The following is a 12,229-nucleotide window of genomic DNA, read 5'->3' on the forward strand; positions in this document are numbered from 1 at the left end:
CAGGCCCGGCGGCGCTTTGCGCACCGCGGTTCTTCAAGCCGTCACATGGCGGCCGGCTTGTGCCGGGCGCTGCCGAGATAGGTCTCGACCACACGACCGTCGCCGGCCAGCGTGGCGGCCGGGCCTTGCAAGGCGATGGCGCCGGTCTCCAGCACATAGCCGTAGTCGGCCACCTCCAGCGCCGCGCGGGCGTTCTGCTCCACCAGCAGCACGCTGACGCCGCGCTCGCGCAAGGTGGTCACGATGCGGAAGATCTCTTTCACCACCAGCGGTGCGAGGCCCAGGCTGGGCTCGTCCAGCATCAGCACCTTGGGCCGGGCCATCAGGGCGCGGCCGACGGCCAGCATCTGGCGCTCGCCGCCGGACAAGGTGCCGGCCAGCTGCTCGCGCCGCTCCAGCAGGCGTGGGAACAGCTCGAAGACCTGGGCCAGCTGCTCGCGCCAGTCGCGCTGGCCCAGGCGCAGCGGACGGTAGCCGCCGAGCAGCAGGTTGTCCTCCACGCTCATGGTGGTGAAGAGCTCGCGCTTTTCCGGCACCAGGGCCAGGCCGCGCATCACGCGTTCTTCCAGGCTCAGGCCGGCAATGTCCTCGCCGTCCAGCAGGATGCGGCCGCGTGCCGGCAGCACGCCCATCAAGGCGTTCAAGGTGGTGCTCTTGCCGGCGCCGTTGGGGCCGATGACCGTGACCACCTGTCCGGCCGGCAGGTCCAGATCGAGGCCGCTGAGCACCTCGGCGCGGCCATAGCCGGCGTGCAGTCCGCGCACGCTCAGCAAGGGTGTGGGGGAGCTCATGGGTTCAGCGTCCTGGCAGAGGCATTCAATGTTCGGTGCCGAGGTAGGCGGCGCGCACCTCGGGGCTGGCCTGCACCTCGGCCGGCGTGCCTTCGATCAGCTTGGTGCCGAACTCCATCACCACCAGGCGGTCGGTCAAGCCCATCACGAATTCCATGTCGTGCTCGACCAGCAGCACGCTCAGGCCTTCGCGCTGCAGCTGGCGCAGCACCTCGGCCAGGGCTTGCTTTTCCTTGTGGCGCAGGCCGGCGGCAGGCTCGTCCAGAAGCAGCAGGGCAGGGTCGCTGCACAGGGCGCGGGCGATCTCCATCAGGCGCTGCGGACCCAGGGCCAGATTGCCGGCCAGCTCATGCGCTTGCTCGGCCATGCCGATGCGGCGCAGCTGCAGCTCGGCCTCGCGGAACAGACGCGCCTCCTCGGCACGGTCCAGGCGCAAGAGGGCGCGCAGCGTGCCGCTATGGCCGCGCAGATAGGCGCCCAGGGCCACGTTCTCCAGCACCGTCATCTCGGCCATCATCTTGACGTGCTGGAAAGTGCGCGACACGCCGCGCCGGGCGATCTCGCGCGAGGGTAGGCCTGACACATCTTCGCCGCGGAAATGCACGGAGCCGCCGCTGGCCGGCAGCACGCCGGTGATGAGGTTGAAGGTGGTGGACTTGCCGGCGCCGTTGGGGCCGATCAGGCCGATGATCTCGCCGGCCCGGATGCCGAAGCTGACATCGTTCACGGCCACCAGACCGCCGAACTGCTTGCGCAGGCGCTCGACCTGCAAGAGCGGCTCGCCCGCCTGCGGCTTGGCGCGCTGGGGCAGGGGCTCCGCATTGCTCCAATCCCGCGCTCGACCCGGGCTGGTCCACCAGCGCTGCAGCAGCTGTTGGGCATAGGGCCAGAGCCCGCGCGGCGCATGCTGCAGCACCAGCACCAGCACGATGCCCAGCACGATGATCTCGAAATTGCCATTGCTGCCGAGCAGGGCGGGCAGCAGCTCTTTCAGCTGGTCTTCCACCAGCTTGAATACCCCGGCGCCGACAAAGGCGCCCCAGACGCTGGACACGCCGCCGACCACGGCCATGAACAGGTACTCGATGCCCATCTTCAGGCCGAAGGGGCTGGGGTTGACCGTTCGCTGCACATGGGCGAACAGCCAGCCCGAGGTGGAGGCCAGCAGGGCCGCCAGCACGAAGATGATGACCTTGTAGCGGAAGGTGGACACGCCCATGGCCTCGGCCATGGTGACGCCGCCGTTCAGCGCACGGATGGCGCGGCCCGGTCGCGAGTCCAGCAGATTGCGCACCGCCAGCGCCGCCAGCAGGGCGATGCCCCAGATCAGGCCGTAGATGGCGCGGCCGTCCTGCAGGCTGAGGCCGAAGAGTTGCAGCGCCGGCAGGCCGAGGATGCCGTCGTACTTGCCCAGCACTTCCAGATTGGCCATGCTGAAGTTGAGGCTCAGCGCCCAGGCGATGGTTGCCAGCGGCAGGTAGTGGCCCGACATGCGCAGCGTCAACAGGGCCAGCAGCCAGGCCACGCCGCCAGTCAGCAGCCAGCCCGCGAGCAGGCCCAGCCAGGGCGAGAGTCCGAACTGCGTGCTCAGCAGCGCCGTGCTGTAGGCGCCCAGGCCCACAAAGGCGGCTTGCCCGAAAGAGGTCAGGCCGCCCACGCCGGTCAGCAGCACCAGGCCCAGGCTGACCAGGGCGAACATGCCGATGTAGTTGAGCTGGGTGATCCAGAACTCGGGCACCGGCAGCAAGGGCAGGGCGAAGAGCAGGGCCAGGCCCAGGGCGGGCAGCAGGAGGCTGCGGTTCAGTCGCATGTTCACGGCTCAATGCTCGTCAGAGTGCGGGTTGCGCAGCGAGCGCCACAGCAGCACCGGCAGGATGGAGGTGAAGACGATCACCTCCTTGAAGGCGCTGGCCCAGAAGGAGCTGAAGGACTCCAGCAGCCCCACCAGCACCGCGCCCAGTGCCGCGCCGGGATAGCTGGCCAGGCCGGCGAACACCGCGGCGACGAAACCTTTCAAGCCGATCAAAAAACCGCTGTCGTAAAAAATCGTCGTGGTCGGGCTGATCAGCACGCCCGAGAGCGCGCCGATGAAGGCCGCCATGGCCAGGGACAGGCGGCCCGCAGCCGTGCTGGAAATGCCCATCAGCCGCGCACCCAGCCGGTTCACCGCTGTGGCCCGCAAGGCCTTGCCGTAGAGGCTGCGCTCGAAGAACAGCCAGAGCAGCACGATCAGGGCCAGCGAGGCGAGCAGGATGATCACCGTCTGCCCGGCCATGAACAGCGGGCCCAGGGTGAAGCTGCTGTCCCAGAAACTGGGGTTGCGCGAGCCCTCGGCGCCAAAGAACACCAGGCCCAGGCCGGTCAGGCTGAAATGCACGCCGACCGAGACGATCAGCAGCACCAACACCGAGGCGTCGGCCAGCGGCTGGTAGGCCAGGCGGTACAGCAAGGGGCCCATGGGCGTGACAATGGCCAGGGTCAGCAGCACCTGCAGCAGCAAGGGCAGCTGCAGCGGCGCCGCCCACCAGGCCAGGGCGCTCAGACCCAGGGGCAGGGCGGCGGCCTGGACCACCCGCCGCAGCAGGGGCGTGGCCGCCTCGCCCGCCCGCCACCCGGCCCAGAGGTCGAGCAGGGCGACCAGGCCGGTCAGACTCAGCAAAAACACCACAGTGCCCGGCCTTTGGCCTTGCTGCAGGGCGGCCAGGGTGAGCGCGCCGAAAGCCACGAACTCACCCTGCGGGATGAAGATCACCCGGGTCACGGTGAACACCAGCACGGTGGACAGGGCCAGCAGGGCGTAGATGGCGCCGTTGCTCAGGCCGTCGAGCAGCAGGATGCTGGCGATTGATAAATCCATGGAGAGGCAGTGGCAGCGAGAGCGTGGCGGATGCGTCCGACTCTAAACAAGTGAGGGCCGGGCGCCGCTCGGGACAGGGCCGCATTGACAAACCGGCCTGCCGCTAGACTGCCTGCTTCGCCCTTGTTTGCATTCTTGCCCGCCATGCCTGGCCACGCCCCTTTGCTCGAAGTTGATGGCCATCTGGCCCGCATCACCCTGCGCCGGCCTCGCCTGGCCAACCGCCTGGAGCCCAGCGACTTGCTGGACTTGCAGGCGCAGCTGCAAGAGGTGAATGCGCGCGAGGAGCTGCGCGTGCTGCTGCTGCGCGGCGAGGGCCGGCATTTCTGCAGTGGATTCAATATCGACGCGGTGCCGGGCCTCGACGCCGGCGCCCTGTTTGCCGAGCTCAGTGATGCCTGGGAGAACGCCCGCCCGGTGACCGTGGCCCAGATCCAGGGCGGCGTCTACGGCGGCGCGACCGACCTGGCCCTGGCCTGCGATTTCCGCCTTGGGCAGCCGGCCTGCGAGATGTTTGTGCCGGCGGCCAAGCTGGGCCTGCATTTCTACCGCGGCGGCATGGAGCGCTATGTCAGCCGCCTTGGCCTGCCCTGGGCCAAGAAGGTCTTGCTGGCGGGTGCCACGCTGGACGCGCAGGAGATGCTGCGCAGCGGCTTTCTCGACCAGTTGCTGCCCGATGCGGCGGCGCTGGAGACCGCCACGCAGGAACTTGTGACCCAGCTGCTGGCCATGGCGCCGCTGGCGCTGCTGGGCATGAAGAAGCACTTGAATGCGATCGCGCGCGGTCAGCTGGACCCGGCTGCGCTGCAGGCCGACATCGCCCGGGCCAATGCGTCCAGCGATTTGGCCGAGGGCGTTGCGGCCTGGCAGGCGCGTCGCACGCCGCGTTTTGAGGGGCGTTGAAGCGCCCAGCGGCCGCATGTTTGCTGGGGTCGGACAGGGTCTGCAAGGCCCGTGTTTGGGGCGCTCTAGGGGAATCCCCTCCCTCTGTGTCTGGGGCCGGCGGGCGGCGCCGGCGCCGGATCGGCCTCCAGATGGTGGAAAATAGCGGGGTTCGCCCATTCGGGCGGCGGCTTCGGCAACGGAGTCACCGGCCCGGCATGGCTAGCTCCCACTAACTCACTATCAGGACCGACGTGGCCAAGGACAGTACTAAAACGACCATCGAAGCCGATGGTCTGCGTTACCGCTCTAAAGCACCGGGTTCGCCGTTCGCGGCGACCTCTTCCTTTGGTGCCGCAACCATGTCGTGCTTTTTGTGCGGCAAGCACCGCCCGCGCGCGATGCTGAAATCCAAGAAGCTCTTGGGCAAGTCGCAGCCCGTCTGCGCACCGTCGTGCAAGGAACTCGACGAACAACTCAGCAAGGGCTGAGCGGACACGCCAGCGCGCCCCGAGTGGCGCGCGGCGTTCCCGACTTCAACGCCGGCCAGCCTGGCTCTCTCAGGCCTGCTGCCGGAAGCAGCGCCCGCACACCGCCCGGTAGCGGGCGTTGCCACCAATTTCCACTTGATTGCCTTCGGTGACCTTGCGGTTGTTGGCGTCGACACGCATATTCATCGTGGCCTTGCGGCCGCAGTCGCAGATGGTCTTCATCTCGTCCATCTCGTCCGCCAGAGCCAGCAAGGTGGCGGACCCGGGGAACAACTCACCCTGGAAGTCGGTGCGCAAGCCGTAGCAGATCACCGGCACATTGCGCACATGCGCCAGCTCATGCAGCGCCCAGACCTGGGGTTTGAGTAGAAACTGCGCCTCATCAATCAAGACGCAGGACACCTCCGGCAGTTGCAGCGGCAGGGCCAGAAAATCCGTCTCGGGCCCAAACACCTCCGCCTCGCGCTGCGGCCCCAAGCGTGAGGTGATGGTGCCGCGCCCGTAGCGATCGTCGATCTGCGCGGTGAACAGTCGCACGCGGTGGCCGCGCTCCTCGTAGTTGTGCGCCACCTGCAGTAGGGCGGTGGATTTGCCGGCATTCATGGCCGCGTAGCGAAAAAACAGTTTGGCCATGTCGAGGGGCTTGGGCTGCAAAAAGGTTGGAAAGCCAGCCCGGTAGGGCGAATTGGCGCGCCCAGCGCCCGCATCTGAGGGGGAGGGGCCGGCCGGCGTGCGCGATTGTGACAAAACCTGGGGCAAGCGAGGTAGTCAAAGCCACGCCCGGCCGCCTACTATGGTTCAGAGGGCAGAGGAAAGCAGTCCAGCACATTCAGGCCTAGGCGCCCCTCGCGCTGATGGTCGGCACCGTGAACCCGCGACAACAATGAGCAAAGACACCTACACCAGCGTCAGTGACAACGGTCTGCGTTATGAGTCCAAACTGGGCGGTTCGCCCTTTCTGGGCAGCGGTCATACCCGCTCTTGCTTCAAATGCGGCAAACACCGCACCCCCAACAACCTGATGTCCAAGCGCGTGCTGGGCCGCACCGAGGTGGTGTGCAAGCCGGCCTGCGTGAAGCCGGAAAAGCAGGCCTGAACGAAACTGCTCTGGCGGCTTGCTCGCCGAGCGCTCAGGCAGCGAGGCAGGCCGGGGGCGGGGGCGTCCATTTATCTGGATTCAAGATCAGCAAGCCTTGAGCCCGCGCACGTTTGGCCAGGGCCAGCACGGCGCGGTCGCGCGACAGCAGCCAGTGCGCCCGCTGAGCCAGGGCCAGGTCGATGAACTTCTGATCGTCTGGGTCGCGGCAGACCAGGCGCACGGCCGGAGGGCTGGCGCTGGCGATCATCTGGCAATGCTGCTCGAACTGGCTTTCGATCCAGGCGAGATCGGGTTTGAACTGGGCGGCGACCCCGCGGCCCAGCACATGGCGAAGCTCGTCGAGCATGGCCGTCTCGCCGATCCATTGCACCTGCCGGCCGACCACGGCCTGTGCCAGAGCCTGCGCACGAGGATCGCGAAACACCAGCCAGTCCATGATCACCTGGGTGTCGATGACGATGCGCGGGGCGGTGTGGGCGGAATCGGTCGCTGGGAAATCGGGCATGAGCAGCCGCGGCCAGGCCGCGTGGAATCGGATCGTGTGGCGGGTTGCGGTCGTGTGCGGCAGGGCCTGCGGCCTCGGGTCCGCAAGCGGGCTGAGCGGCCCGGAACTTCGGCAAAGCGAGGCAGCATAGCGCCTTCCGAAGCCTTGGCTTGTGTGTTCTCGTTGATCTGATCTACAATCGCGGGCTCTTCAGCAGGCCTTGCTGAGAATTTTCCATGGATTCACGGAATGCCGCCGGCGGTGAATAAACCCGCTGGCGATTTGTCACTGGATCTTTGTGAAGATTTCAGGCGTGTGTCGCATCCCGCGTTGGTGCCGGGTGTGCCGCGTCAGCCGGTCAAGGTTTGCGCTCATCCTGAGTGATGCTGCTGAAGTGTGTGACTTCAAACGGGAACAAGTTACTTATGCCAACCATCAATCAGCTCGTGCGCCACGGCCGTCAGGCCGAGGTCACGAAATCCAAGTCGCCGGCAATGCAGAATTGCCCGCAACGCCGCGGCGTTTGCACCCGCGTCTACACCACGACTCCGAAGAAGCCGAACTCGGCTCTGCGTAAGGTTGCCAAGGTGCGCCTGACCAACGGTTTCGAGGTCATCTCCTACATCGGCGGTGAAGGCCACAACCTGCAAGAGCACAGCGTGGTGCTGGTGCGCGGCGGTCGTGTCAAGGACTTGCCGGGTGTGCGTTACCACATCGTGCGCGGTTCGCTGGACTTGCAAGGCGTGAAAGACCGCAAGCAGTCGCGTTCCAAGTACGGCGCGAAGCGTCCGAAGAAGTAATCAAAGAGTCATGTCGGCCCGGCATTCTGCTGGCGCCAGGCGTTTTTGCGGTTTCAGCCATTCCCAAGATTGGCCGCTACCGAGTAAGTGGATGCCCCAGAAGTCGGTGGTCATCCAAAGGTGCAGGGCAGTTGCCCGTACCCACTGAAGCAAGAGGAAGAATCCCATGCCACGTCGTCGCGAAGTACCCAAGCGCGAGATCCTGCCTGATCCCAAGTTCGGCAATGTTGATCTGTCCAAGTTCATGAACGTCATCATGGAGTCGGGCAAGAAGGCGGTTGCAGAGCGCATCATTTACGGTGCTCTGGAACAAGTCGAAAAGAAGGTTGGCAAGGACCCGCTGGAAGTGTTCCTGGTTGCCTTGAACAACGTCAAGCCGATGGTCGAAGTGAAGTCCCGCCGCGTTGGCGGTGCGAACTACCAAGTTCCCGTGGAAGTTCGTCCCGTCCGCCGGATGGCTCTGGCCATGCGTTGGTTGAAGGAATCGGCCCGCAAGCGTGGTGAAAAATCCATGTCGCAGCGTCTGGCCAACGAGCTGCTGGAAGCAGCTGAAGGCCGCGGCGGCGCCATGAAGAAGCGTGACGAAGTTCACCGCATGGCCGAAGCCAACAAGGCCTTCTCGCACTTCCGCTTCTAATTTACTTCGATTCAGCCGCCTCGGGTTTCTACTGACCCGCTGGCGGCTCCTGCCTTTCTGGAGTGACATCATGGCACGCAAGACCCCCATCGAGCGCTACCGCAATATCGGTATCTCGGCGCACATCGACGCTGGCAAGACCACGACGACCGAGCGTATCCTTTTCTACACCGGTGTGAACCACAAGATCGGTGAAGTGCATGATGGCGCGGCCACCATGGACTGGATGGAGCAAGAGCAAGAGCGTGGTATCACCATCACCTCGGCTGCGACCACCTGCTTCTGGAAGGGCATGGACATGTCCTACCCCGAGCACCGCTTCAACATCATCGACACCCCCGGACACGTGGACTTCACCATTGAAGTCGAGCGTTCGATGCGCGTGCTCGACGGTGCTTGCATGGTTTACTGCGCTGTGGGTGGCGTGCAGCCCCAGTCGGAAACCGTCTGGCGCCAAGCCAACAAGTACAAGGTGCCTCGTCTGGCCTTTGTGAACAAGATGGACCGTACCGGCGCCAACTTCTTCAAGGTCTACGATCAGATGCGTCTGCGTCTGAAGGCCAACCCTGTGCCCGTGGTCATCCCCATCGGCGCTGAAGAAAACTTCAAGGGCGTGGTCGACCTGATCAAGATGAAGGCCATCTTCTGGGACGAAGCCTCCCAGGGCATGAAGTTCGACTATCGCGACATCCCTGCCGAGCTGCAGGCCGATGCGCAAAAGTGGCGCGACAACCTGGTTGAAGCCGCTGCCGAGTCGAACGAAGACATGATGAACAAGTACCTGGAGTCCGGCGAGCTGAGCGAAGCCGAAATCCTGGAAGGCATCCGTGCCCGTACGCTGGCTGCTGAAATCCAGCCGATGTTCTGCGGTACCGCGTTCAAGAACAAGGGCGTGCAGCGCATGCTGGACGGCGTGATCGACTTCCTGCCCTCGCCGGTGGACGTTCCTCCCGTGCCGGGCACGGACGAGAACGACCAGCCGTCGTCGCGCGATGCGTCCGACGATGCCAAGTTCTCGGCTCTGGCCTTCAAGCTGATGACCGACCCCTACGTCGGTCAACTGACCTTCGTGCGCGTCTATTCGGGCGTGCTGAAGTCGGGCGATTCGGTGTTCAACCCGATCCGCGGCAAGAAGGAACGTATCGGTCGTATTCTGCAGATGCACGCCAACCAGCGTGAAGAAATCTCGGAAATTCTGGCCGGCGACATCGCAGCTTGCGTGGGCCTGAAGGACGTCACCACCGGTGAAACCCTGTGCGATCCGGAAGCAGTGATCACCTTGGAAAAGATGGTCTTCCCTGAGCCCGTGATCTCGCAGGCCGTGGAACCCAAGACCAAGGCCGACCAGGAAAAGATGGGTATCGCCCTGGGCCGTCTGGCCAAGGAAGATCCGTCCTTCCGCCTGCGTACCGATGAAGAATCGGGCCAGACCATCATTTCCGGCATGGGCGAGCTCCACCTGGAAATCATTGTCGACCGCATGAAGCGCGAGTTCGGCGTGGAAGCCAATGTCGGCAAGCCGCAAGTGGCCTACCGCGAAACCATCCGCAAGTCGGCCACCGACGTGGAAGGCAAGTTCGTACGTCAGTCGGGCGGTAAGGGCCAGTACGGTCACGTCGTGCTGACCGTTGAGCCGCAAGAGCCGGGCAAGGGCTTCGAGTTCGTGGACGCCATCAAGGGCGGTGTGGTTCCTCGCGAATTCATCCCGGCCGTGGAAAAGGGCATCATCGACAGCCTGCCGAATGGCGTGCTGGCCGGCTACCCCGTGGTGGACGTGAAGGTCACGCTGACCTTCGGTTCGTACCACGAAGTGGACTCGAACGAAAACGCCTTCAAGATGGCCGCTTCGATGGGCTTCAAGGACGGCTGCCGCAAGGCTTCGCCGGTGATCCTGGAGCCGATGATGGCCGTGGAAGTCGAAACGCCGGAAGACTACGCCGGTACGGTGATGGGCGATCTGTCCAGCCGTCGCGGCATGGTCCAAGGTATGGACGACATGGTCGGCGGTGGCAAGATCATCAAGGCCGAAGTTCCGCTGTCGGAAATGTTCGGTTACTCGACGACCCTGCGTTCCGCCACCCAAGGCCGCGCCACCTACACGATGGAGTTCAAGCACTACGCTGAAGCTCCGAAGAACGTGGCTGACGCCATCATCACCGCCCGCGGCAAGTGATGACTCCGAAGCGCTGAATCCTCCAACCGAGGCTTCCGCGCTTCTTCTCATTCGAGATCGTCTTTCTCAGGTTCTGCCCGGTTGCCAGTCGCCGGGAGCCGCAGGCCTGAGGGAAACGCTAAACCCTGAGACTGGCGACCTGTTCTTTTTGGAGCAATTGCAATGGCAAAGAGTAAATTTGAACGCACCAAGCCGCACGTCAACGTCGGCACCATCGGTCACGTGGACCATGGCAAGACGACCCTGACGGCTGCGATCGCGACCGTGCTGTCGAAGAAGTTCGGCGGCGAGGCCAAGGCCTACGACCAGATCGACGCTGCGCCTGAAGAAAAGGCTCGCGGCATCACCATCAACACCGCTCACGTCGAGTACGAAACCGCTGGCCGTCACTACGCCCACGTGGACTGCCCCGGCCACGCTGACTATGTGAAGAACATGATCACCGGCGCCGCACAGATGGACGGCGCGATCCTGGTGTGCTCGGCCGCTGACGGCCCGATGCCCCAGACCCGCGAGCACATCCTGCTGGCTCGCCAAGTGGGTGTGAAGTACATCATCGTGTTCCTGAACAAGTGCGACATGGTGGATGACGCCGAGCTGCTGGAACTGGTGGAAATGGAAGTGCGCGAGCTGCTGAGCAAGTACGACTTCCCCGGCGACGACACCCCCATCATCAAGGGTTCGGCCAAGCTGGCTCTGGAAGGCGACACCGGCGATCTGGGCGAGCAAGCCATCATGCGCCTGGCTGACGCTCTGGACAGCTACATCCCCACGCCTGAGCGCGCTGTGGACGGTGCTTTCCTGCTGCCGGTCGAAGACGTGTTCTCGATCTCGGGTCGTGGCACCGTGGTGACCGGTCGCGTTGAGCGCGGCATCATCAAGGTCGGCGAAGAAATCGAAATCGTCGGTATCCGCGACGTGCAGAAGACCACCGTCACCGGCGTGGAAATGTTCCGCAAGCTGCTGGACCAAGGTCAAGCCGGCGACAACGTCGGTATCCTGCTGCGCGGCACCAAGCGCGAAGACGTGGAGCGCGGCCAAGTGCTGGCCAAGCCCGGCACCATCAAGCCGCACACCCACTTCACCGCTGAGGTGTATGTGCTGAGCAAGGAAGAAGGCGGCCGTCACACCCCGTTCTTCAACAACTACCGTCCCCAGTTCTACTTCCGTACGACGGACGTGACCGGTGCTGTGGAGCTGCCGGCCGACAAGGAAATGGTCATGCCCGGCGACAACGTCGGCATCACCGTGAAGCTGATCGCTCCGATCGCCATGGAAACCGGTCTGCGCTTCGCGATCCGCGAAGGTGGCCGTACCGTGGGTTCGGGTGTGGTTGCCACCATCCTGGCCTAACACTTTTGCGTGACCAGTCCGCGCCGCTGCCGATGTGGCGGCGCGGGCTTCACCTACTTCGCGGCACTCAAGGCATTTGAGCCCGCACGTTCTTTGAAGGAATCGTCATGCAAAAGCAAAAGATCCGCATCCGCCTGAAGGCGTTTGACTACAAGCTGATCGACCAATCGGCTGCCGAGATCGTGGAAACCGCCAAGCGCACTGGCGCGATCGTCAAGGGTCCCGTGCCCCTGCCGACCCGCTTCGAGCGTTTTGACATCCTGCGTTCGCCGCACGTGAACAAGTCTTCGCGCGACCAGTTCGAAATCCGTACCCACCAACGTCTGATGGACATCGTGGACCCGACGGACAAGACCGTTGACGCGCTGATGAAGCTCGACCTGCCGGCTGGCGTCGACGTCGAAATCAAGCTGCAGTGATGCTTGACATGCTGGCGCCGACGCAAGACGGTGCTGAGCATGTGAACTGACCTCGGTCAGATTCAGAGAAGGGCGACTCGAAAGAGTCGCCCTTTTTCTTGGTAGGGTGTCGTGACCCTTGCGTATTCATCAGGGTTCACGCTATACTCGCCAGCTTTTCCGCGGTGGAATTTTCCGGCGCGGAATTTGGCGCATCGTGTCCGGCAGGGCTTCCCCAGGGAGGGCTTGTGCGTACGGTGCACT

At 64.2% G+C, this 12,229-nt stretch carries 13 protein-coding genes; 8 read left to right on the forward strand and 5 right to left on the reverse strand.

The features are described from left to right. Positions 1–41 precede the first annotated feature (41 nt). Genes C1O66_RS00155 through C1O66_RS00165 form a run of 3 tightly spaced genes read right to left on the reverse strand, consistent with a single transcriptional unit; the run spans position 42 to position 3,648 of the window. Positions 42–791: an ABC transporter ATP-binding protein gene (locus C1O66_RS00155; RefSeq protein ID WP_102766004.1), complete on the reverse strand. Its 750-nt coding sequence runs from the start codon at positions 789–791 to the stop codon at positions 42–44. A gap of 25 nt (positions 792–816) precedes the next feature. Further along, a complete protein-coding gene (locus tag C1O66_RS00160) occupies positions 817–2,601 on the reverse strand; it encodes a branched-chain amino acid ABC transporter ATP-binding protein/permease (RefSeq protein ID WP_102766005.1) in 1,785 nt (594 codons plus the stop codon). Between the two features lie 9 nt (positions 2,602–2,610). After that, positions 2,611–3,648, reverse strand: coding sequence for a branched-chain amino acid ABC transporter permease (locus C1O66_RS00165; RefSeq protein WP_102766006.1), 1,038 nt, complete (start codon positions 3,646–3,648; stop codon positions 2,611–2,613). Positions 3,649–3,792: 144 nt separating this feature from the next. Here C1O66_RS00165 and C1O66_RS00170 point away from each other — a divergent pair, with 144 nt between their 5' ends. Together C1O66_RS00170 and C1O66_RS00175 are read left to right on the forward strand one after the other, a co-directional pair. Beyond that, positions 3,793–4,551, forward strand: a complete 759-nt coding sequence (locus tag C1O66_RS00170) for an enoyl-CoA hydratase/isomerase family protein (RefSeq protein WP_102766007.1) — start codon at positions 3,793–3,795, stop codon at positions 4,549–4,551. 233 nt (positions 4,552–4,784) lie between these two features. After that, complete coding sequence (locus C1O66_RS00175; protein WP_102766008.1) at positions 4,785–5,021, forward strand: hypothetical protein; 237 nt, start codon at positions 4,785–4,787, stop codon at positions 5,019–5,021. A 69-nt stretch (positions 5,022–5,090) separates the two neighbouring features. Here C1O66_RS00175 and C1O66_RS00180 read toward each other — a convergent pair whose 3' ends face one another. Then, positions 5,091–5,654 (reverse strand): thymidine kinase, encoded by a 564-nt coding sequence (locus tag C1O66_RS00180; protein WP_102766560.1) that lies wholly within the window; start codon positions 5,652–5,654, stop codon positions 5,091–5,093. A 250-nt stretch (positions 5,655–5,904) separates the two neighbouring features. Here C1O66_RS00180 and C1O66_RS00185 point away from each other — a divergent pair, with 250 nt between their 5' ends. After that, positions 5,905–6,117 carry a hypothetical protein gene (locus tag C1O66_RS00185; RefSeq protein ID WP_102766009.1) on the forward strand — a complete coding sequence of 71 codons (213 nt, stop codon included), beginning with the start codon at positions 5,905–5,907 and terminating at the stop codon, positions 6,115–6,117. Positions 6,118–6,151: 34 nt separating this feature from the next. On the opposite strand, the gene C1O66_RS00190 is transcribed toward C1O66_RS00185, so the two are convergent. Then, a complete protein-coding gene (locus tag C1O66_RS00190) occupies positions 6,152–6,625 on the reverse strand; it encodes a putative toxin-antitoxin system toxin component, PIN family (RefSeq protein WP_102766010.1) in 474 nt (157 codons plus the stop codon). Between the two features lie 404 nt (positions 6,626–7,029). Here C1O66_RS00190 and rpsL point away from each other — a divergent pair, with 404 nt between their 5' ends. From rpsL to rpsJ, 5 genes are all read left to right on the forward strand, one after another. Then, entirely contained in the window at positions 7,030–7,404 is a 375-nt protein-coding gene (rpsL, locus tag C1O66_RS00195) for a 30S ribosomal protein S12 (RefSeq protein ID WP_102766011.1), read from the forward strand. Between the two features lie 166 nt (positions 7,405–7,570). Next, positions 7,571–8,041 carry a 30S ribosomal protein S7 gene (gene rpsG / locus C1O66_RS00200; protein WP_102766012.1) on the forward strand — a complete coding sequence of 157 codons (471 nt, stop codon included), beginning with the start codon at positions 7,571–7,573 and terminating at the stop codon, positions 8,039–8,041. Positions 8,042–8,111: 70 nt separating this feature from the next. Continuing rightward, a complete protein-coding gene (gene fusA / locus C1O66_RS00205; protein WP_102766013.1) occupies positions 8,112–10,214 on the forward strand; it encodes an elongation factor G in 2,103 nt (700 codons plus the stop codon). A gap of 162 nt (positions 10,215–10,376) precedes the next feature. Next, on the forward strand, positions 10,377–11,567 hold the full coding sequence (gene tuf, locus C1O66_RS00210) for an elongation factor Tu (protein WP_102766014.1): 1,191 nt from the start codon (positions 10,377–10,379) through the stop codon (positions 11,565–11,567). A 107-nt stretch (positions 11,568–11,674) separates the two neighbouring features. Continuing rightward, the gene (gene rpsJ / locus C1O66_RS00215; protein ID WP_102766015.1) at positions 11,675–11,986 is read left to right on the forward strand and encodes a 30S ribosomal protein S10; all 312 of its coding nucleotides are present in this window, start codon (positions 11,675–11,677) and stop codon (positions 11,984–11,986) included. Positions 11,987–12,229: the final 243 nt, after the last annotated feature.

It is taken from the genome of Paucibacter aquatile (genome assembly GCF_002885975.1).
GTDB lineage: Bacteria > Pseudomonadota > Gammaproteobacteria > Burkholderiales > Burkholderiaceae_C > Paucibacter_A > Paucibacter_A aquatilis.